Here is a 20,712-nt window from a genome sequence, read left to right on the forward strand (position 1 = left end):
TCTGATTGAAACCATCAGATCGGCAAGGACTCTAGCGCCGGTGCAAGGCCGCCACCAACCCACCCAGGGCCGCCTCCAGCCGGCGGGGGCGATAGGCGGCCCGATAGTCCGGCTGGCCCGCGATCATGTCGGGCAGGGGCTCGAGGGGAACAAAGCGGGTGGTCGGGATCACCGGACCGGCGCCGGCGCCGGCCCGATGGATCAGCAGGGTGACCTCGTTGAGATGCGCCAGGAAGTCGGGCGGGGTCGGCTGGGGGCGGCCCTCCCGCAGGGCCCGGACCATCTCGGCCACCCCCAGCAGCTTGTCCTGGGCGTAGACCTCGCGGCGGCGCAGCCAGCTGACGAACCGGTGCTTGAGCGAACGCCCCACGCCCCGCTCGGCCTCGACGCCATGGGATTTCCAGCGCCGCACCAGCTTCAGGCGTCGCCCCCCCAGGCCAAACAGGCGGCCGATCAGCGGTTGGGTGCGCAGGGTGTAGGCCTTGCGCGCGCTCAGGCTGACCCGCGAGAACCGCTCCAGGCGCACCGGGGACTGGTCGTGGAACACGTTGTCGACGCTGATCGCCCCGGCCTGGCCGATCACCGTGAAGCTGTGGTCGCGCGGGGCGACCCAGCTGCAGGTCACCCGCGCCGAAACCCCGTCCGCGAAGGTCAGGCACGCCACCGACAGATCGGGGGTGTCGGCCGGGTCCAGAGGCGTGTCGGTCTTGTGCGCGATCAGGCAGGTGGAGAAGGCCGCCACCGACAGCACCGGCCCAAACAGCGCGCACAGCCACAGCAGGTGGTAGCCGACATGTTCGACCGTGCAGCCCTCCTGCAGCTCCTCGACATAGGGGAACGGCGCGCCGGTCGGGCTGCGCACGGTCTCCAGGCCCATCAGGTGGGCGGGATTGTCGTCCAGCTCGGCGTAGACCAGCACCGGTTTACCGACCGCGCCGTCCCGCACGGCCTTCCAGACCGTGGCCACCGCGTCGCTGTAGAGGTTGCAGGGGGCGCCGGTGAACACCAGGCCGCAGGCCTGGGCCAGGGCGAACAGCGCCTGGGTCTGGGCCAGGTCCGTGGTCAGGGGCTTTTCGGAATAGACGTGTTTGCCCGCCTCCAGGGCGGCCCGGACCACGGCGTGGTGCGCGCCGATGCTGGTAAGGTTGACGACGATCTCGACCGCCGGATCGGCCAGCAGCGCTGCGTAGCTGTCATAGACCCTCAGGCCGTAATGGCGGGCGACGACGGCCGAGCGCGCCAGATCGATGTCGAAGACACCGCAGATCTCCAGCTCGGGATGGGCCCATTGGCTGCGCATATAGATGTCGAAGACGTAGCCGCAGCCGACGAAGGCGATTTTCATTCGGGTCTCTCGGAAGGTTGGGCGCCGGCGCGGACGGCCAGGAGGCGGGCGTAGAGATCGGCGAAGGCCTGGGCCTGGCGGGCCGGCGAGAAGGTCTCTTCGGCGAAGCGGCGGCCGGCCTGGGCCAAGGCCGCGCGCGGCTCGGGCGCGGCCAGGAGCTCGCCCAGGATCTTGGCGAAGCCCGCCGCCTCGCCCGCCGGGGCCAGACGGCCGGTCTGACCGTCGTGGACGATCTCGATATTGCCCTCGACCCGCGAGGCCGCCACGCAGACGTCCAGCAGCATGGCCTCGGCCAGGGAGATCGGCAGCCCCTCCCACAGCGAGGGCAGGACGCAGACGCGCGCCTGGGCCAGCCAGGCCAGGGCCTCGGCCCGGGGCATGGCCGGCAGCAGGGTGACCTGGGCCTCCACGCCCCGGGCGAGAATCCGCTCACGCAGAGCCCCCTCCAGGGGGCCGCCGCCGACCACGAGCAGGCTGGGCCGGGCCGGGCGCATGGCCGCCAGGATGTCGGGCAGGATCAGGGGATCCTTCTGGGGGTGCAGGCGGCCGACGAAGGCCAGGTCGAACCGGCGCTGGGCGTCGGGAACGGCCAGGCCCGGCGGAACCGAAACCCCGTTGTGGATCAGGACAGCGCGCCCCGCGCCCAGCAGGCGCTCCTGGCGCGCGCTCGCCTCATCGCCCGAGGACACGAAGGTCGTGGCCTCGGCCCGCCGGATGCAGAAGCGCTCGGCCTCGCGCCCCAGCCAGCGGAGCGGCGCGGGCTTGCGGCGATAATGGAAGCCATGGACCGTATAGACCAGCGGCGGACGCTCCGAGCGCCTCATCAGGGCCGCCGGCAGGGCCGAGCGAGCGCCGTGGGCGTGGATCAGGTCGATCCGCTCCTGCGCCGCCAACCGGGCGATCTGGCCCGCCAGGCGCAGCCCGGCGGCCCGGCTGGCGAAGTCCAGCCCGACGGTCCTCAGGCCTGCGGCCGGTCCCTGGGCGTGCAGAGGGCTGTCGGCCTGGGTGACGATGAGAGGCTCGACGCCCCACGGCGCCATCTGGGCGCAGAGCGTCTGGACCATGGTGGGCCCGCCGCCCGGCGCGCCGTCGGCGATGACATGCAGGACCCGCATCCCCCGGATCCCTGCCTCAAAACTGCTCGACGCCATCAAAACACCACACCCCTCGCCGAAACGGTCGGCGACGCACGCGCAAGATCAGGCTTGGATATACATGGGGCGTCAACCTGTTGCGGCGTAGTCGATAGAGCGCGCGCGAATCTGGTCGCGCGCCCGCCCTTCGATCTTCAAGTGATCATGCAGCCATGAGCAGCGCGCTCCTCAGCACCGAGCCGACGACCGGGGGGCTCCTGGCCGATGGCGGCTGGTCGACGCGGCTGCGCCTTCTGGGCCTGGCGTTCCTGCTGCTGATGATCAGCAACCCCTGGGAATTCCTCATCAAGGGCATCGTCCCCGGCGCGGCCAGCCTGACCGATCCCAGCACCTCGCGCGCCATCTACGCCAACGCCCACCTGCAGATGGCCCTCAAGGGCGGCATCCTCCTGGCCCTGGGCGGCCTGGCGGCCTGGCGATGGCGCGCGGCCCTGCGCATGCCGCCGCGCTTTCCGCTCCTGTGCGCCTTCTATCTCTATGTCGCCTGCTCGGTGCGCTGGTCGGAGACCCCCGGCAACTCGATCACCGACGTGATCTACCTGACCACGGCCCTGCTGGCCGGGGTGGTGCTGGTGGTCTGGTGTGACGAGCTCAGCGTCGCCAGGGTGATCGGCTACACCGGCCTGCTGATCGCCGGCTTCTCCCTGCTGACGATCCTGGCCCTGCCGCTCTACGGCGTCCACGGCGCCGAGGAGGCGTCCCAGGGCGGCCACGCCGGCGCCTGGCGCGGCGTCTACACCCACAAGAACGCCCTGGGCCAGATCATGGCGGTGTTCTTCATCATCTATGCCGTCAAGGGCCGGGAACTGCTGGGCGCGCGCTGGATCCAGTACCTGGCCATGGCCCTGACCCTGCTGCTGGTGCTCAAGAGCCGCTCGGCCTCGGCCTTCGTGCTCGTGGGCCTGTGCGGCGCGGCCTACGGGGTCTTCTTCCTCATGCAAGGCTTGGCGCGCGTGGTCTGCCTGATGCTCGCGCCGCCGCTGCTGGTCATGGGCCTGGCCCTCAAGGACGTTGCGCTCCAGGCCCTGGGGCGCGGATCGGACTTCTCCGGACGCACCGAGATCTGGAGCGCGGCCTACCGGATGTTCATCCAGCAGCCCCTGTTCGGCTACGGCTACGGCTCGGCCAGCGTCGGAGGGCTCACGCCCTACATCATCGCCCGCTTCCACGCCCAGAACACCCACAACGGCTATATCGACCTGGCCCTGAGCGCCGGCCTCGTCGGATCCCTGCTGCTCTATGGAGCCGTAGCCTGGGCCATCGCCCGCGCGGCGACCGCCCGCGGGCCCCATGTGAGCCTGCTGACCCAGGTGTGCGTGATCTTCCTGATCGGCTGGGGCGCGGCGGCGCTGTCGGAGGTGTCCCTGCGCCCGAACCTGCCGATGGGCGCCCTCGGCTTCGCTATCCTCGTGGTGATGTCTACCCTGACCCGACGGCGCGGCGAGAGCGTTGAATATAGGCGCCCCGCCGATGGCGATGGCGCTTTTTAGCACCCGGGCGACCCGCTCCCGCCTCATGGCGAATGGAGCCTCGGTAGAAATAATTTAAGGCATCTATTCTAAGGATTGGGTAAGTCTAAAGCGCTTGACTGACATCGCGGGGGAAAATTGCGCAAGAGAGTCCTGATCTCGGGCGGCGCTGGTTATGTCGGTCGCGCGCTCTCGCGTGAACTCTACACGACCCATGACGTCTGCGTCGTCGATACGCTGACCTTCGGGCCGGACCGCCTGTCTCCGAAAGACCTTGATCACATCCAACTGGAAACATTGGATATTCTGGACCTGCCGGCGTTGACGGCCGTCGTCGAACGCTTCCGTCCCGACGTGATCGTCCATCTGGCCGCCATCCACTTCATCCCCCTCTGCGAGAACCAGCCCGGCTTCTCGACCGCCACCAACGTCGTCGGCCTGGTCAACCTCCTGTCCGCTTGCCCCCCCGACTGCCGATTCGTCTTCGCCAGCAGCGGCGCCGTCTACGCCCCCTCCGACGACCTGCATGACGAGGCCGCCTCCGAGATCGGCCCCCGCGACGTCTACGGCCTCAACAAGCTGCACGGCGAGGGCTACGTGCGCTATTTCGCCGAGACGCGCCGGCTCTCCACCGTCATCGTGCGTCTGTTCAACGTCGCCGGCCCCGGCGAGACCAACCCCCACCTGCTGCCCGAGATCATCGCCCAGCTGAAGGCGGGCCTCACCACCATCCGCCTGGGCAACATGTGGCCCAAGCGCGACTACATCCACGTCGCCGACGCCGCCCGCGGCTTCGCCGCCGTCGCCCTGCGCGGCGAGGTCCCTCCCGGCGAGACCGTCACCGTCAATCTCGGTACGGCGCAGCAATACTCCGTCGAGGAGATCCTCGAGCGCCTGCGCGCGATCACCGGCCTCGACATCGTCGTCGAGCACGACCCCTCCCGTGCACGCGCGGTCGACCGGCCATATCTGGGCGCCGACATCCGGCGCATCGAGGCCGGCTTCGGCTGGCGTCCCCAACACGACATCCAGGACGCCCTGTCCGACCTCTGGGCCGCCCCCGACCTCAGCCCCCAACTGACCGCGCGCTACAACCTGGCCGCCGAACCCCAGCCCCGCAAAGTCGCCGCTCCATGAAGATCGCGGTCTTCACCGAACTCTACGCGCCAAGCATCGGTGGACAGGAAGCCTTCTTTCGCGGACTGGGCGAAGCGCTCCAAGCCCGCGGCCATACGGTAGACATCTACTGCATCGGCCATGAGCGGGGCCTGGCCCCGACCGAGACCATCGGCGGCCTCGCCGTCCATCGCTATCCCATCGCGGCCACCTACAAGCGCCCCCTGTTCTCGGCCATGCGCCGCGACTGGCCCCAGATGTGCCGCTTCGCCCTGCGCACCCGCGCCGTGGCCAAGAAGGGCGAACACGATTTCTACCTGCTCAACGAATGGCCCCTGCTGCATGTGCTGACCCTGCCCCGCAAGGCCCGCGAGCGCGCCCTCCTGCACTGGTGCGAGGTCCGCGCCTCGGCCTTCTACAGTGTCATGCAGAGCCTGCTGCCCCGCTTCGTTCGCCTCAACGGCGCCATCAGCGACTCGGTGGGCCGCATGATCGAGGCCATGTCCGGCTGTCCCGTCATCACCCTGCCCAGCGGCCTGGACCTGACCCGCGCGGTCTACCGTCCGCGCGCCGAGCGGCGCGATATCGTCACCCTGGGCCGCATAGTCGAACACAAGAACCTGCCCCTGCTCATCGAGGCCTTCGAGATCCTCTGCGACCGCGGCTATGAGGGCCGGCTCAAGATCGCCGGCGGCGGTCCGGACCTGCCCAACCTGCAGGCCCGCGTCGCCGCCTCGCCTCGCCGCGACCGCATCGACCTGCTGGGCGTCGTCAGCGACGAGGAAAAATTCGAGCTCCTGTCGCGCTGCGAGGTCTTCGCCATGCCCAGCCGGCGGGAGGGCTTCCCGCACGTGATCTCGGAGGCCATGTGCTGCGGGCTGCCCGCCGTCACCGCCGACTATCCCGAGAACGGGGCCAAGAACGTGGTGCTGGATTTCGGAGCCGGCGTCGTCACCGGTCAGACCGCCCAGGCTTTCGCCGACGGCGTCGCCCAGGCCCGCGACGATTGGGAACGCTATTCCGCCAAAGGTCTTCAAACGGCTAGAACCTTGGCGTGGAGCTCCATCGCTGAGCGCCTCGAGAGCGAAATTCTTCAGACGTTTGCGGGATAATGGCCTGTGGCGTTGCGATACGCCCGCCCCAAGAGAGCTTGAGTGATATGAGCACCATGGCCGACCATATCGGTGACGGCGAAAGACCGCGGGCCAATGTCGTGGGCGCGATCTCGATGCTGCGCCGCCGGATCGCGCTTTTCCTGGTCGCGGTCCTGGTTTTCGAGGGCCTGGCCATCGGCGCGGCCATGATCAAGCAGCCCAAGTTCACCGCCTCGGCCCGCGTCGTCTTCGATCCGCGCGGCAACGCCGTGCTCAAGGCGCCCGCCAACGATCCGAGCCTCGACTCCATGGCGGTCGACACCCAGGTCGAGGTCCTCAAGTCCCGCGCCACCATCGAGCGGGTGATCAAGCAGAACGGCCTGACCAAGGATCCGGAGTTCAACAAGCAGCTCCCGCCCGGTCTGCTCGCCAGCCTGACCGGCGGCGTCCAGCGCCAGGCCACGTCCAAAGGCCAGGACCCGCTCATGGACGCCACCGTCCAGAACCTCTCCGAGCGCCTGAGCGGCAACAGTCTGGGCCTGTCCTCGGTCATCCAGATCAGCTTCCGCTCGAAGTCCCCCCTCAAGTCCGCCCAGCTCGCCAACGCCTTCGCCGAGGCCTACATCGCCACCCAGCTGTCGGTGAAGACCCAGGCTGCGGCCCGGATGCTCGCCGAGCTCGAAAGCCGTCTGGCCGAACTGCGCGCCAACGCCGAACGCTCCGACACCGCCTGGCGCGAGTATCAGGTCGCTAGCGGTCTGGTCACCACCCAGAGCGCCGCCGGCGCCACCGCCCTGCAACAGGAAATCCAGTCCCTGACCATGCAGTTGGCCGAGGCCCGCGCCGGCCAGGCCATCGCCCAGGCCCAGCAAGGCGTCGTCGCCGGCCTCACCGGCGCCCGCGACACCTTCGGCGAAGCCCAGGAATCCCCCGTCCTCCAGGCCCTCAAGCGCCAGCGCAACGAGGTCAGCGCCAAGCTCGCCGAGGCCAATGTCCGCTACGGCCCCCGACACCCCGAGGTCCTGGCCCAGACCCAGGCCCTCAGGGACATCGAGGCCCAGATCAACGACGAGACCGACCGCGTCCGCCGCACCGTCACCTCCCAGTCCCGCGCCGCCCAGAGCCGCACCGCCGCCATCGAGGGCCAGCTGGCCGCCGCCAACGCCCGCCTGCAGCGCGCCAATATCGCCTCCGTCGGCGAGAGCCAGCTGAAAAACCGCGCCGAGGCCGACATGGCCATCTACCAGACCTTCCTCGAGCGCTACAAACAGGTCTCCGCCGAGGCCGGCATGGAGCGCCCCGACGCCCGGATCATCAGCTACGCCGCCGTCCCCACCAAGCCCAGCTCCCTGCCGCGCTCGCTGATCGCCGCCCTGGGCCTCTTGGTCGGCTGCGCCGCCGGTCTGGTGCTCGTCGTCCTCGTCGAGGCCCTGTTCGGCGGCGTCTACAACACCGCCCAGGTCACCAGCGCCTTCGGCGTCCCCTGCCTGGGCTACGTGCCCGAACTCGAATCCATCCCCATGGCCAGCGGCGGCTTCAAGCGCGGCCAGCGCCCCTCGCCCACCGAGGCCCCGCTCGCAGAACCCCTCTCACCCTTCTCCGAAATGCTCCGCAACCTCCTGGCCGCAGAGCCCTTCAATCTGGGGCAGCATCGCAACTTCACCGTCATGCTTTCCTCCTCGGTCGCCGGCGAGGGCAAGTCCACCTGCTCCATCGCCCTGGCCCGGTCCCTCACCCTCCAGGGCGCACGGGTCCTGCTCATCGACGCCGACCTCATCCGCCACGCCGCCACCCGCCATCTCGGCGCCCCCCAAGCCGGCCTGGTGGAGCTGATCGACGGAACCGCCTCCCTCTCCCAGGTCCTGCAGAAGGACCCCCTCTCGGGCCTCTACTGGATCGGCGTCAGCAAACACGTCGCCGCCCCCGGCGCCTTCGCCAAGCCCGCCTTCCGCGACATCCTCGCCGACCTGCGCGCGCGGTTCGACATCATCATCCTTGACGCCGCCCCCATCCTGGCCACCGCCGACGCCCGACGCCTGGCCCAGGAGGTCGATCGCGTGGTCATGGCCATCCGCTGGTCCAAGACCCCCCGCTCGGCGATCCGCGCCGCCTTCAAGGTCTTCCGCGCGATGGGAATCCCCGTCGCCGGCGCCATCCTCACCCGGGTCGACATGCAAAAGCAGGCCCGCATGGGCGACGCCGACCGCTTCGACGACTACTACCAGTACCAAGCCTATTCGGTCTGAGGCCGTGCCAAAGGCCCAGCCCGACAAAACGCCCACGGTCAGCGTCGTCGTACCAGTCTACAACCGCCCCGACCGAGTCGCCGCCATCGCCGGCGTGCGGGCCGCGGTCGGCACCTATGTGGCCTTCCTTGACTCCGACGGCGACTGGGTGCCCGAAAAACTCGCCATGCTCACCGCACGGCTCCTCATCCCACAAACACTCTGGCGACAAATCCAGAAGCTCGCCCCATAATCACTCGCCATACCCCTCGTAACAAAAACATCAGCGACGTGGCGGCGGCGCCAGAGGGTACTCCAGGCGGCAGGTCAGAGGCAGGTGATCGGACCCCAGAAACGGCCCGGCCTGGCAGCCCAGCGAGCGGACGCCTCGCGAGATCAGGACATGATCGATCGGCGCGCCGATGACCCAGTCATCATACCGCATCAGCACGCGGGTGGTGCGCGGCGACCAGCTGTGGTCGGCGTCATAGAGTTCGGTCTGGCGCAGGAAGTTCTGAAAATGCGGCGACCAGCGCGTGGCGTTGAAGTCGCCCAAGGCCAACCGGACCATCCGCGCCGACGGCGGAGGCGGTCCATGACCGGCCCAGCCTGCCGCCGTCGCCACGCGCATGAAGTAATAGTTGCGTTCCCGCCAAAGATCCGGATCTCGAGGGGATGGCGGGTGCAGGATCGTGCTCTCGATATCCTGGCCATCGACGTTCACAATGGCAGTGAGCGCGACACGATTCTGATCGATCCAATAGTACTCAGCAGATTTGATCGGATAGCGGCTCAGCAGGTCGATCGGCGCATAGGACAGATGTGCGACGACGCGCGCCGAATAGGGATGCGTATCCTTCAAGGTCTCGAAAGCGGCGCCCCAGGGATCGGCAACTTCTTGGACTGCGATCAGGTCGGGCGTCGAGCGCCGCGCCCAGAGCAGAAAGGGGCGCACGTCGGTATTGTTGTAGAGAATGTTGAACGTCGCGACGGTCAGGACCCGACCAGTATGCGGCGGGCGATCGAGGCTTCGAAGCCAGGGCGCGGCCATGACCAGCACGTTGGCTGACAGGATGATGCTGGCGATCAGAAGCAGTCGCGTGCGCGCAATCAGGCAGGCAAACATCAGCGCGCCGGCGGCGATGACCAGCCAGGGCTGAAAGAGCGTGACAAGGTCGGCGGACCAAACCCAAGCGGCCGCCACCCAGGACATGCTGAACGCGGCCAAGATCACCAGCAGGCAGGATAAGGTCACCAGCACCGTGACACGCGGCGGCGTTCTCGGCGTCCGTTTCTTGATGGGCTTTGCGGGCCTTCTCACCCGTTGAGGACCGCGCGTCCCGGGCTTCAGCCGCAGTAACGGCTCGAAAATTCTCGAAAGGTGACGCATCGACTCTCCCGCCGGACCTTGGGCTTGAGGTCGAGGCGATCATCAAAACAAAAAGTGACACGCCCCCGAACGACGGGCGCGCATGGATCGGGCGGCGTGGCGCTTCGATTCCAGAGCACGCCTTGAGGCTTCCCTCAGAAACCACGAGCATAGCGCGCATCGGTCAGCGTGAAGGCATCCTCGCGTACGCACAGTCTAGGTAAAATCAGGCGGCGCGCAACTTCACCAAAGATCTTGAACCGCCCCCCAAAAAAGCCTTTGAGGGCGAAGGAAGGTTCAGGACTTGAAGTCGTGGATCCGTGGGAACCGGCCCAACGCCCTCCGACGGCGGCCCGATGCGATTTCAACGCCCGCCCCCGCCGTCTCGCGAATTACCGCTGCGTCGGATTGTCGGCGGCGGCCGATGCCGGCCTCAGGGTGAACTTGCGCAGGCCTTCGGTCATCGGTCGTTCGACAAGCCGATAAACCAGGAAGCCGAGGAGATTGCCGCCGATCAACGCAGCGACAACGAAGCCGCCGACATGAACCGCCCTGGGCAGTCCTGCGACAGGCAGCATGTTCAGCGCCGTGATGGCCAGAGGATGAAACAGATACGTGCTGAACGAGGCGTCCCCGGCCACGACGAGGGCCTTTTGTGGCCACCATGAAGCGTCACGGTCGGTCAAGGTCGCGGCGGCCACCGCGCCGACGCAGAAAACCCCTAGCGCCAGTTGCCAAACGATCTGCAGGGGAAAGCGCAGGTCGAGGATGACGAACGCCGCGGCGCTCAGGCCCAGCGCCCCAATGGCCGTGGCCAGGGGCCAGTCGAAGCGGATCCGGTCGCTGATCGTTCGCTCGACGAGACCGAGAAGCATGCCGCAAGTGAAGAACAGCATGATCGGATCGGTCAAGAACGCCGCCGGGGTGAGCGGATCGGCGTAGGGAACCAACGGCCTGACAGCGAGGCCTGCCAGCACCAACGCTGGCAGGCTCGCCAGAATGACCGGCAGGCCAAGGCGCCGAGGCATCGTCAGGCTGATGGCGAACAGCGCGTAGAAGAACACCTCGAGATTTAGCGTCCAGCCCTGGCCGACGATGGGCCGCATGACGACATCGCCCGGATTGGCGTAGGGCCAGAACAGCAGTGACTTGAGTATCTCCGCAACGGAGTAATGCTCGCCAAGCTTGGACTTCAGAATGAAATAGACAGCGGTCGCCAGCCAGTAGAGGGGGACAATCCGGATGATCCTACGCCATGCGAAATCCAGTGCGGCGCCGGGGCGACCGAAGCGATGAGCAGAAGTGCGGATCATGATCAATCCGCTTATGGCCAAGAAGGCGGCGACGCCCGCCCAACCTAGAAAGTAGCCGGCTTGTTGCGCAGGCGCCCCAACCAAGCCTCGCGTCGCTAGCGCGGTCAAGGCGTGGTCAGCCACTACCAGAGAAGCCGCGATCGCGCGAAGAGCCTGCAAGTGCGGGAGGCGGCGCATTGAAGCAGTCCATCAAATAATAGGCCCGACCTCAACCAAGGCAAACCCTTGGCCTCCTGGCGGAGAATACTTTACGTTAGCACCGCTGATGTCTTTGTTACAAGATTGTGACGAGTGATTATGGGGCGAGTTTCTGGATTTGTCGCCAGAGTCTTTGTGGGATGAGGAGCCGTGCGGTGAGCATGGCGAGGGTTTTGGGAGAGAGGGCGCGGGATAGGAGGGCTTGGGCGGCGAGGCGTGCGGTTTTTATGGGTTGTGCGCGCAACCGCGCGGGCCCCTGGACGCGCAGTTGGAAGGCCAAGGCGGCGCGCTTTGACAGGAGGGGTGCGGCGATGGCGAGGAACTGGTCGCCGCGAGCGGTGTCGTCATGGGCGCTGAGCCGGTCTGGTCGGGCGTCGTTGCGCCAGACCGAGAGGGGTTCGGCGATCACGAGGTAGTGGAGGCCGGCGGCGTGTAGGGCGATGTAGAAGAGGTGGTCCTCATACTGTCGCAGGGTCTCGTGGAAGGGGTGGTCCATGGCGAGTTCGCGGGCGAGTAGCAGTGCGCTGGCCTGGGCGAACCCTCCGTCGCAGTAGAGATATTCAGCGAAACTTTGGCCGGGCGCGGGACTAAAATCAGGCCGCACTCGGACCCAGCCGTCGGGCATGATCACCTGGGTCTGGGTGACGCAGAATACGCATGCGGGATCTGGATGGGCTTGGACGGCCTGGACCTGACGGGCGAGTTTTTCGGGGGCCCAGTCGTCGTCGGAGTCAAGGAAGGCCACATAGGCGCCGACCGCGGCCCGCACGCCGGCGTTGCGGGCTGCTGAGGGGCCGCGGTTTTCCGGCAGGACGACGAGGCGGAACCTGGGGTCCTTGTCCAGGTCGCCGAGGCTGGGCCGACGCGCGGCCTCGGAGCCGTCGTCGACGAATACGACTTCCCAGTTGGCGAAGGTCTGCCGCCGGAGGGTCTGGGCGATGGCGGCGACTCGGTCGGGGCGGTTGTAGACTGGTACGACGACGCTGACCGTGGGCGTTTTGTCGGGCTGGGCCTTTGGCACGGCCTCAGACCGAATAGGCTTGGTACTGGTAGTAGTCGTCGAAGCGGTCGGCGTCGCCCATGCGGGCCTGCTTTTGCATGTCGACCCGGGTGAGGATGGCGCCGGCGACGGGGATTCCCATCGCGCGGAAGACCTTGAAGGCGGCGCGGATCGCCGAGCGGGGGGTCTTGGACCAGCGGATGGCCATGACCACGCGATCGACCTCCTGGGCCAGGCGTCGGGCGTCGGCGGTGGCCAGGATGGGGGCGGCGTCAAGGATGATGATGTCGAACCGCGCGCGCAGGTCGGCGAGGATGTCGCGGAAGGCGGGCTTGGCGAAGGCGCCGGGGGCGGCGACGTGTTTGCTGACGCCGATCCAGTAGAGGCCCGAGAGGGGGTCCTTCTGCAGGACCTGGGAGAGGGAGGCGGTTCCGTCGATCAGCTCCACCAGGCCGGCTTGGGGGGCGCCGAGATGGCGGGTGGCGGCGTGGCGGATGAGGTCGGCGTCGATGAGCAGGACCCGTGCGCCCTGGAGGGTGAGGGACCGGGCCAGGGCGATGGAGCAGGTGGACTTGCCCTCGCCGGCGACCGAGGAGGAAAGCATGACGGTGAAGTTGCGATGCTGCCCCAGATTGAAGGGCTCTGCGGCCAGGAGGTTGCGGAGCATTTCGGAGAAGGGTGAGAGGGGTTCTGCGAGCGGGGCCTCGGTGGGCGAGGGGCGCTGGCCGCGCTTGAAGCCGCCGCTGGCCATGGGGATGGATTCGAGTTCGGGCACGTAGCCCAGGCAGGGGACGCCGAAGGCGCTGGTGACCTGGGCGGTGTTGTAGACGCCGCCGAACAGGGCCTCGACGAGGACGACGAGCACCAGACCGGCGGCGCAGCCGACCAAGAGGCCCAGGGCGGCGATCAGCGAGCGCGGCAGGGAGCTGGGCTTGGTGGGGACGGCGGCGTAGCTGATGATCCGGGCGTCGGGGCGCTCCATGCCGGCCTCGGCGGAGACCTGTTTGTAGCGCTCGAGGAAGGTCTGGTAGATGGCCATGTCGGCCTCGGCGCGGTTTTTCAGCTGGCTCTCGCCGACGGAGGCGATATTGGCGCGCTGCAGGCGGGCGTTGGCGGCGGCCAGCTGGCCCTCGATGGCGGCGGTGCGGCTCTGGGCGGCGCGGGACTGGGAGGTGACGGTGCGGCGGACGCGGTCGGTCTCGTCGTTGATCTGGGCCTCGATGTCCCTGAGGGCCTGGGTCTGGGCCAGGACCTCGGGGTGTCGGGGGCCGTAGCGGACATTGGCCTCGGCGAGCTTGGCGCTGACCTCGTTGCGCTGGCGCTTGAGGGCCTGGAGGACGGGGGATTCCTGGGCTTCGCCGAAGGTGTCGCGGGCGCCGGTGAGGCCGGCGACGACGCCTTGCTGGGCCTGGGCGATGGCCTGGCCGGCGCGGGCCTCGGCCAACTGCATGGTCAGGGACTGGATTTCCTGTTGCAGGGCGGTGGCGCCGGCGGCGCTCTGGGTGGTGACCAGACCGCTAGCGACCTGATACTCGCGCCAGGCGGTGTCGGAGCGTTCGGCGTTGGCGCGCAGTTCGGCCAGACGGCTTTCGAGCTCGGCGAGCATCCGGGCCGCAGCCTGGGTCTTCACCGACAGCTGGGTGGCGATGTAGGCCTCGGCGAAGGCGTTGGCGAGCTGGGCGGACTTGAGGGGGGACTTCGAGCGGAAGCTGATCTGGATGACCGAGGACAGGCCCAGACTGTTGCCGCTCAGGCGCTCGGAGAGGTTCTGGACGGTGGCGTCCATGAGCGGGTCCTGGCCTTTGGACGTGGCCTGGCGCTGGACGCCGCCGGTCAGGCTGGCGAGCAGACCGGGCGGGAGCTGCTTGTTGAACTCCGGATCCTTGGTCAGGCCGTTCTGCTTGATCACCCGCTCGATGGTGGCGCGGGACTTGAGGACCTCGACCTGGGTGTCGACCGCCATGGAGTCGAGGCTCGGATCGTTGGCGGGCGCCTTGAGCACGGCGTTGCCGCGCGGATCGAAGACGACGCGGGCCGAGGCGGTGAACTTGGGCTGCTTGATCATGGCCGCGCCGATGGCCAGGCCCTCGAAAACCAGGACCGCGACCAGGAAAAGCGCGATCCGGCGGCGCAGCATCGAGATCGCGCCCACGACATTGGCCCGCGGTCTTTCGCCGTCACCGATATGGTCGGCCATGGTGCTCATATCACTCAAGCTCTCTTGGGGCGGGCGTATCGCAACGCCACAGGCCATTATCCCGCAAACGTCTGAAGAATTTCGCTCTCGAGGCGCTCAGCGATGGAGCTCCACGCCAAGGTTCTAGCCGTTTGAAGACCTTTGGCGGAATAGCGTTCCCAATCGTCGCGGGCCTGGGCGACGCCGTCGGCGAAAGCCTGGGCGGTCTGACCGGTGACGACGCCGGCTCCGAAATCCAGCACCACGTTCTTGGCCCCGTTCTCGGGATAGTCGGCGGTGACGGCGGGCAGCCCGCAGCACATGGCCTCCGAGATCACGTGCGGGAAGCCCTCCCGCCGGCTGGGCATGGCGAAGACCTCGCAGCGCGACAGGAGCTCGAATTTTTCCTCGTCGCTGACGACGCCCAGCAGGTCGATGCGGTCGCGGCGAGGCGAGGCGGCGACGCGGGCCTGCAGGTTGGGCAGGTCCGGACCGCCGCCGGCGATCTTGAGCCGGCCCTCATAGCCGCGGTCGCAGAGGATCTCGAAGGCCTCGATGAGCAGGGGCAGGTTCTTGTGTTCGACTATGCGGCCCAGGGTGACGATATCGCGCCGCTCGGCGCGCGGACGGTAGACCGCGCGGGTCAGGTCCAGGCCGCTGGGCAGGGTGATGACGGGACAGCCGGACATGGCCTCGATCATGCGGCCCACCGAGTCGCTGATGGCGCCGTTGAGGCGAACGAAGCGGGGCAGCAGGCTCTGCATGACACTGTAGAAGGCCGAGGCGCGGACCTCGCACCAGTGCAGGAGGGCGCGCTCGCGGGCCTTGCGGGGCAGGGTCAGCACATGCAGCAGGGGCCATTCGTTGAGCAGGTAGAAATCGTGTTCGCCCTTCTTGGCCACGGCGCGGGTGCGCAGGGCGAAGCGGCACATCTGGGGCCAGTCGCGGCGCATGGCCGAGAACAGGGGGCGCTTGTAGGTGGCCGCGATGGGATAGCGATGGACGGCGAGGCCGCCGATGGTCTCGGTCGGGGCCAGGCCCCGCTCATGGCCGATGCAGTAGATGTCTACCGTATGGCCGCGGGCTTGGAGCGCTTCGCCCAGTCCGCGAAAGAAGGCTTCCTGTCCACCGATGCTTGGCGCGTAGAGTTCGGTGAAGACCGCGATCTTCATGGAGCGGCGACTTTGCGGGGCTGGGGTTCGGCGGCCAGGTTGTAGCGCGCGGTCAGTTGGGGGCTGAGGTCGGGGGCGGCCCAGAGGTCGGACAGGGCGTCCTGGATGTCGTGTTGGGGACGCCAGCCGAAGCCGGCCTCGATGCGCCGGATGTCGGCGCCCAGATATGGCCGGTCGACCGCGCGTGCACGGGAGGGGTCGTGCTCGACGACGATGTCGAGGCCGGTGATCGCGCGCAGGCGCTCGAGGATCTCCTCGACGGAGTATTGCTGCGCCGTACCGAGATTGACGGTGACGGTCTCGCCGGGAGGGACCTCGCCGCGCAGGGCGACGGCGGCGAAGCCGCGGGCGGCGTCGGCGACGTGGATGTAGTCGCGCTTGGGCCACATGTTGCCCAGGCGGATGGTGGTGAGGCCCGCCTTCAGCTGGGCGATGATCTCGGGCAGCAGGTGGGGGTTGGTCTCGCCGGGGCCGGCGACGTTGAACAGACGCACGATGACGGTGGAGAGCCGGCGCGTCTCGGCGAAATAGCGCACGTAGCCCTCGCCGTGCAGCTTGTTGAGGCCGTAGACGTCGCGGGGGCCGATCTCGGAGGCGGCCTCGTCATGCAGGTCGTCGGAGGGGGCGTAGACGGCGCCGCTGCTGGCGAAGACGAATCGGCAGTCGGGGGGGCAAGCGGACAGGAGGTTGACCAGGCCGACGACGTTGGTGGCGGTCGAGAAGCCGGGCTGGTTCTCGCAGAGGGGGATGAAGTGGATGGCGGCCAGATGGACGATCACGTCGGGACGGAAGCGTTCGACGACGGCCGTCAACGCCGGCAGGTCCAGAATATCCAATGTTTCCAGTTGGATGTGATCAAGGTCTTTCGGAGACAGGCGGTCCGGCCCGAAGGTCAGCGTATCGACGACGCAGACGTCATGGGTCGTGTAGAGTTCACGCGAGAGCGCGCGACCGACATAACCAGCGCCGCCCGAGATCAGGACTCTCTTGCGCAATTTTCCCCCGCGATGTCAGTCAAGCGCTTTAGACTTACCCAATCCTTAGAATAGATGCCTTAAATTATTTCTACCGAGGCTCCATTCGCCATGAGGCGGGAGCGGGTCGCCCGGGTGCTAAAAAGCGCCATCGCCATCGGCGGGGCGCCTATATTCAACGCTCTCGCCGCGCCGTCGGGTCAGGGTAGACATCACCACGAGGATAGCGAAGCCGAGGGCGCCCATCGGCAGGTTCGGGCGCAGGGACACCTCCGACAGCGCCGCCGCGCCCCAGCCGATCAGGAAGATCACGCACACCTGGGTCAGCAGGCTCACATGGGGCCCGCGGGCGGTCGCCGCGCGGGCGATGGCCCAGGCTACGGCTCCATAGAGCAGCAGGGATCCGACGAGGCCGGCGCTCAGGGCCAGGTCGATATAGCCGTTGTGGGTGTTCTGGGCGTGGAAGCGGGCGATGATGTAGGGCGTGAGCCCTCCGACGCTGGCCGAGCCGTAGCCGTAGCCGAACAGGGGCTGCTGGATGAACATCCGGTAGGCCGCGCTCCAGATCTCGGTGCGTCCGGAGAAGTCCGATCCGCGCCCCAGGGCCTGGAGCGCAACGTCCTTGAGGGCCAGGCCCATGACCAGCAGCGGCGGCGCGAGCATCAGGCAGACCACGCGCGCCAAGCCTTGCATGAGGAAGAAGACCCCGTAGGCCGCGCCGCACAGGCCCACGAGCACGAAGGCCGAGGCCGAGCGGCTCTTGAGCACCAGCAGCAGGGTCAGGGCCATGGCCAGGTACTGGATCCAGCGCGCGCCCAGCAGTTCCCGGCCCTTGACGGCATAGATGATGAAGAACACCGCCATGATCTGGCCCAGGGCGTTCTTGTGGGTGTAGACGCCGCGCCAGGCGCCGGCGTGGCCGCCCTGGGACGCCTCCTCGGCGCCGTGGACGCCGTAGAGCGGCAGGGCCAGGATCGTCAGCAGGGAGAAGCCGGCGATCAGCAGGCCGGTGTAGCCGATCACCCTGGCGACGCTGAGCTCGTCACACCAGACCACCAGCACCACCCCGGCCAGCAGGGCCGTGGTCAGGTAGATCACGTCGGTGATCGAGTTGCCGGGGGTCTCCGACCAGCGCACCGAGCAGGCGACATAGAGATAGAAGGCGCACAGGAGCGGAAAGCGCGGCGGCATGCGCAGGGCCGCGCGCCATCGCCAGGCCGCCAGGCCGCCCAGGGCCAGGAGGATGCCGCCCTTGAGGGCCATCTGCAGGTGGGCGTTGGCGTAGATGGCGCGCGAGGTGCTGGGATCGGTCAGGCTGGCCGCGCCGGGGACGATGCCCTTGATGAGGAATTCCCAGGGGTTGCTGATCATCAGCAGCAGGAACGCCAGGCCCAGAAGGCGCAGCCGCGTCGACCAGCCGCCATCGGCCAGGAGCCCCCCGGTCGTCGGCTCGGTGCTGAGGAGCGCGCTGCTCATGGCTGCATGATCACTTGAAGATCGAAGGGCGGGCGCGCGACCAGATTCGCGCGCGCTCTATCGACTACGCCGCAACAGGTTGACGCCCCATGTATATCCAAGCCTGATCTTGCGCGTGCGTCGCCGACCGTTTCGGCGAGGGGTGTGGTGTTTTGATGGCGTCGAGCAGTTTTGAGGCAGGGATCCGGGGGATGCGGGTCCTGCATGTCATCGCCGACGGCGCGCCGGGCGGCGGGCCCACCATGGTCCAGACGCTCTGCGCCCAGATGGCGCCGTGGGGCGTCGAGCCTCTCATCGTCACCCAGGCCGACAGCCCTCTGCACGCCCAGGGACCGGCCGCAGGCCTGAGGACCGTCGGGCTGGACTTCGCCAGCCGGGCCGCCGGGCTGCGCCTGGCGGGCCAGATCGCCCGGTTGGCGGCGCAGGAGCGGATCGACCTGATCCACGCCCACGGCGCTCGCTCGGCCCTGCCGGCGGCCCTGATGAGGCGCTCGGAGCGTCCGCCGCTGGTCTATACGGTCCATGGCTTCCATTATCGCCGCAAGCCCGCGCCGCTCCGCTGGCTGGGGCGCGAGGCCGAGCGCTTCTGCATCCGGCGGGCCGAGGCCACGACCTTCGTGTCCTCGGGCGATGAGGCGAGCGCGCGCCAGGAGCGCCTGCTGGGCGCGGGGCGCGCTGTCCTGATCCACAACGGGGTTTCGGTTCCGCCGGGCCTGGCCGTTCCCGACGCCCAGCGCCGGTTCGACCTGGCCTTCGTCGGCCGCCTGCACCCCCAGAAGGATCCCCTGATCCTGCCCGACATCCTGGCGGCCATGCGCCCGGCCCGGCCCAGCCTGCTCGTGGTCGGCGGCGGCCCCCTGGAGGGGGCTCTGCGTGAGCGGATTCTCGCCCGGGGCGTGGAGGCCCAGGTCACCCTGCTGCCGGCCATGCCCCGGGCCGAGGCCCTGGCCTGGCTGGCCCAGGCGCGCGTCTGCGTCCTGCCCTCGCTGTGGGAGGGGCTGCCGATCTCCCTGGCCGAGGCCATGCTGCTGGACGTCTGCGTGGCGGCCTCGCGGGTCGAGGGCAATATCGAGATCGTCCACGACGGTCAGACCGGCCGTCTGGCCCCGGCGGGCGAGGCGGCGGGCTTCGCCAAGATCCTGGGCGAGCTCCTGGCCGCGCCCGAGCCGCGCGCGGCCTTGGCCCAGGCCGGCCGCCGCTTCGCCGAAGAGACCTTCTCGCCGGCCCGCCAGGCCCAGGCCTTCGCCGATCTCTACGCCCGCCTCCTGGCCGTCCGCGCCGGCGCCCAACCTTCCGAGAGACCCGAATGAAAATCGCCTTCGTCGGCTGCGGCTACGTCTTCGACATCTATATGCGCAGCCAATGGGCCCATCCCGAGCTGGAGATCTGCGGTGTCTTCGACATCGATCTGGCGCGCTCGGCCGTCGTCGCCCGCCATTACGGCCTGAGGGTCTATGACAGCTACGCAGCGCTGCTGGCCGATCCGGCGGTCGAGATCGTCGTCAACCTTACCAGCATCGGCGCGCACCACGCCGTGGTCCGGGCCGCCCTGGAGGCGGGCAAACACGTCTATTCCGAAAAGCCCCTGACCACGGACCTGGCCCAGACCCAGGCGCTGTTCGCCCTGGCCCAGGCCTGCGGCCTGGTGTTCACCGGCGCCCCCTGCAACCTCTACAGCGACGCGGTGGCCACGGTCTGGAAGGCCGTGCGGGACGGCGCGGTCGGTAAACCGGTGCTGGTCTACGCCGAGCTGGACGACAATCCCGCCCACCTGATGGGCCTGGAGACCGTGCGCAGCCCGACCGGCGCGCCGTTCCCCTATGTCGAGGAGCTGCAGGAGGGCTGCACGGTCGAACATGTCGGCTACCACCTGCTGTGGCTGTGCGCGCTGTTTGGGCCGGTGCTGTCGGTGGCGGCCTTCTCCACCTGCCTGATCGCGCACAAGACCGACACGCCTCTGGACCCGGCCGACACCCCCGATCTGTCGGTGGCGTGCCTGACCTTCGCGGACGGGGTTTCGGCGCGGGTGACCTGCAGCTGGGTCGCCCCGCGCGACCACAGCTTCACGGTGATCGGCCAGGCCGGGGCGATCAGCGTCGACAACGTGTTCCACGACCAGTCCCCGGTGCGCCTGGAGCGGTTCTCGCGGGTCAGCCTGAGCGCGCGCAAGGCCTACACCCTGCGCACCCAACCGCTGATCGGCCGCCTGTTTGGCCTGGGGGGGCGACGCCTGAAGCTGGTGCGGCGCTGGAAATCCCATGGCGTCGAGGCCGAGCGGGGCGTGGGGCGTTCGCTCAAGCACCGGTTCGTCAGCTGGCTGCGCCGCCGCGAGGTCTACGCCCAGGACAAGCTGCTGGGGGTGGCCGAGATGGTCCGGGCCCTGCGGGAGGGCCGCCCCCAGCCGACCCCGCCCGACTTCCTGGCGCATCTCAACGAGGTCACCCTGCTGATCCATCGGGCCGGCGCCGGCGCCGGTCCGGTGATCCCGACCACCCGCTTTGTTCCCCTCGAGCCCCTGCCCGACATGATCGCGGGCCAGCCGGACTATCGGGCCGCCTATCGCCCCCGCCGGCTGGAGGCGGCCCTGGGTGGGTTGGTGGCGGCCTTGCACCGGCGCTAGAGTCCTTGCCG

16 protein-coding genes are annotated in these 20,712 nt (G+C 68.4%); 7 read left to right on the forward strand and 9 right to left on the reverse strand.

The window, feature by feature from the left end:
• Positions 1 to 31: 31 nt before the first annotated feature.
• Together ACQY9P_RS06225 and ACQY9P_RS06230 are read right to left on the reverse strand one after the other, a co-directional pair.
• The gene (locus ACQY9P_RS06225) at positions 32 to 1,345 is read right to left on the reverse strand and encodes a Gfo/Idh/MocA family protein (RefSeq protein ID WP_421736122.1); all 1,314 of its coding nucleotides are present in this window, start codon (positions 1,343 to 1,345) and stop codon (positions 32 to 34) included.
• A complete protein-coding gene (locus ACQY9P_RS06230) occupies positions 1,342 to 2,460 on the reverse strand; it encodes a glycosyltransferase family 4 protein (protein WP_421736123.1) in 1,119 nt (372 codons plus the stop codon). The genes ACQY9P_RS06225 and ACQY9P_RS06230 overlap by 4 nt, the downstream gene beginning before the upstream one ends.
• Positions 2,461 to 2,651: 191 nt before the next feature.
• Here ACQY9P_RS06230 and ACQY9P_RS06235 point away from each other — a divergent pair, with 191 nt between their 5' ends.
• From ACQY9P_RS06235 to ACQY9P_RS06255, 5 genes are all read left to right on the forward strand, one after another.
• Entirely contained in the window at positions 2,652 to 3,989 is a 1,338-nt protein-coding gene (locus ACQY9P_RS06235; RefSeq protein ID WP_421736124.1) for an O-antigen ligase family protein, read from the forward strand.
• A 117-nt stretch (positions 3,990 to 4,106) separates the two neighbouring features.
• Positions 4,107 to 5,105: an NAD-dependent epimerase/dehydratase family protein gene (locus ACQY9P_RS06240; protein ID WP_421736125.1), complete on the forward strand. Its 999-nt coding sequence runs from the start codon at positions 4,107 to 4,109 to the stop codon at positions 5,103 to 5,105.
• Positions 5,102 to 6,196, forward strand: a complete 1,095-nt coding sequence (locus tag ACQY9P_RS06245) for a glycosyltransferase family 4 protein (protein ID WP_421736126.1) — start codon at positions 5,102 to 5,104, stop codon at positions 6,194 to 6,196. The genes ACQY9P_RS06240 and ACQY9P_RS06245 overlap by 4 nt, the downstream gene beginning before the upstream one ends.
• Positions 6,197 to 6,243: 47 nt before the next feature.
• Positions 6,244 to 8,424: a GumC family protein gene (locus tag ACQY9P_RS06250; protein WP_421736127.1), complete on the forward strand. Its 2,181-nt coding sequence runs from the start codon at positions 6,244 to 6,246 to the stop codon at positions 8,422 to 8,424.
• A 4-nt stretch (positions 8,425 to 8,428) separates the two neighbouring features.
• Complete coding sequence (locus ACQY9P_RS06255; RefSeq protein ID WP_421736133.1) at positions 8,429 to 8,656, forward strand: hypothetical protein; 228 nt, start codon at positions 8,429 to 8,431, stop codon at positions 8,654 to 8,656.
• Between the two features lie 30 nt (positions 8,657 to 8,686).
• On the opposite strand, the gene ACQY9P_RS06260 is transcribed toward ACQY9P_RS06255, so the two are convergent.
• From ACQY9P_RS06260 to ACQY9P_RS06290, 7 genes are all read right to left on the reverse strand, one after another.
• A complete protein-coding gene (locus ACQY9P_RS06260; RefSeq protein ID WP_421736132.1) occupies positions 8,687 to 9,793 on the reverse strand; it encodes an endonuclease/exonuclease/phosphatase family protein in 1,107 nt (368 codons plus the stop codon).
• 371 nt (positions 9,794 to 10,164) lie between these two features.
• Positions 10,165 to 11,262, reverse strand: a complete 1,098-nt coding sequence (locus ACQY9P_RS06265) for an acyltransferase family protein (RefSeq protein WP_421736131.1) — start codon at positions 11,260 to 11,262, stop codon at positions 10,165 to 10,167.
• A 118-nt stretch (positions 11,263 to 11,380) separates the two neighbouring features.
• Positions 11,381 to 12,304: a glycosyltransferase family 2 protein gene (locus ACQY9P_RS06270; protein WP_421736129.1), complete on the reverse strand. Its 924-nt coding sequence runs from the start codon at positions 12,302 to 12,304 to the stop codon at positions 11,381 to 11,383.
• A 4-nt stretch (positions 12,305 to 12,308) separates the two neighbouring features.
• On the reverse strand, positions 12,309 to 14,489 hold the full coding sequence (locus ACQY9P_RS06275) for a GumC family protein (RefSeq protein WP_421736127.1): 2,181 nt from the start codon (positions 14,487 to 14,489) through the stop codon (positions 12,309 to 12,311).
• A 47-nt stretch (positions 14,490 to 14,536) separates the two neighbouring features.
• Entirely contained in the window at positions 14,537 to 15,631 is a 1,095-nt protein-coding gene (locus ACQY9P_RS06280) for a glycosyltransferase family 4 protein (protein ID WP_421736126.1), read from the reverse strand.
• Positions 15,628 to 16,626: an NAD-dependent epimerase/dehydratase family protein gene (locus tag ACQY9P_RS06285; protein ID WP_421736125.1), complete on the reverse strand. Its 999-nt coding sequence runs from the start codon at positions 16,624 to 16,626 to the stop codon at positions 15,628 to 15,630. Before ACQY9P_RS06285 ends, ACQY9P_RS06280 begins: the two co-directional genes overlap by 4 nt.
• Before the next feature lie 117 nt (positions 16,627 to 16,743).
• Positions 16,744 to 18,081 (reverse strand): O-antigen ligase family protein, encoded by a 1,338-nt coding sequence (locus tag ACQY9P_RS06290; protein WP_421736124.1) that lies wholly within the window; start codon positions 18,079 to 18,081, stop codon positions 16,744 to 16,746.
• Positions 18,082 to 18,272: 191 nt separating this feature from the next.
• On the opposite strand from ACQY9P_RS06290, the gene ACQY9P_RS06295 reads away from it, so the two are divergent.
• Positions 18,273 to 19,391, forward strand: coding sequence for a glycosyltransferase family 4 protein (locus ACQY9P_RS06295; RefSeq protein WP_421736123.1), 1,119 nt, complete (start codon positions 18,273 to 18,275; stop codon positions 19,389 to 19,391).
• Positions 19,388 to 20,701: a Gfo/Idh/MocA family protein gene (locus ACQY9P_RS06300; RefSeq protein ID WP_421736122.1), complete on the forward strand. Its 1,314-nt coding sequence runs from the start codon at positions 19,388 to 19,390 to the stop codon at positions 20,699 to 20,701. The genes ACQY9P_RS06295 and ACQY9P_RS06300 overlap by 4 nt, the downstream gene beginning before the upstream one ends.
• Positions 20,702 to 20,712 lie beyond the last annotated feature (11 nt).

The sequence above is a fragment of the Caulobacter sp. genome, from assembly GCF_965279145.1.
Lineage (GTDB): Bacteria > Pseudomonadota > Alphaproteobacteria > Caulobacterales > Caulobacteraceae > Caulobacter.

Coding starts and splice junctions, on each gene's coding strand:
- ACQY9P_RS06225 (WP_421736122.1), bottom strand. CDS start 1,345: ATGAAAATCGCCTTCGTCGGCTGCGGCTACGTCTTCGACATCTATATG.
- ACQY9P_RS06230 (WP_421736123.1), bottom strand. CDS start 2,460: ATGCGGGTCCTGCATGTCATCGCCGACGGCGCGCCGGGCGGCGGGCCC.
- ACQY9P_RS06235 (WP_421736124.1), top strand. CDS start 2,652: ATGAGCAGCGCGCTCCTCAGCACCGAGCCGACGACCGGGGGGCTCCTG.
- ACQY9P_RS06245 (WP_421736126.1), top strand. CDS start 5,102: ATGAAGATCGCGGTCTTCACCGAACTCTACGCGCCAAGCATCGGTGGA.
- ACQY9P_RS06250 (WP_421736127.1), top strand. CDS start 6,244: ATGAGCACCATGGCCGACCATATCGGTGACGGCGAAAGACCGCGGGCC.
- ACQY9P_RS06260 (WP_421736132.1), bottom strand. CDS start 9,793: ATGCGTCACCTTTCGAGAATTTTCGAGCCGTTACTGCGGCTGAAGCCC.
- ACQY9P_RS06265 (WP_421736131.1), bottom strand. CDS start 11,262: ATGCGCCGCCTCCCGCACTTGCAGGCTCTTCGCGCGATCGCGGCTTCT.
- ACQY9P_RS06275 (WP_421736127.1), bottom strand. CDS start 14,489: ATGAGCACCATGGCCGACCATATCGGTGACGGCGAAAGACCGCGGGCC.
- ACQY9P_RS06280 (WP_421736126.1), bottom strand. CDS start 15,631: ATGAAGATCGCGGTCTTCACCGAACTCTACGCGCCAAGCATCGGTGGA.
- ACQY9P_RS06290 (WP_421736124.1), bottom strand. CDS start 18,081: ATGAGCAGCGCGCTCCTCAGCACCGAGCCGACGACCGGGGGGCTCCTG.
- ACQY9P_RS06295 (WP_421736123.1), top strand. CDS start 18,273: ATGCGGGTCCTGCATGTCATCGCCGACGGCGCGCCGGGCGGCGGGCCC.
- ACQY9P_RS06300 (WP_421736122.1), top strand. CDS start 19,388: ATGAAAATCGCCTTCGTCGGCTGCGGCTACGTCTTCGACATCTATATG.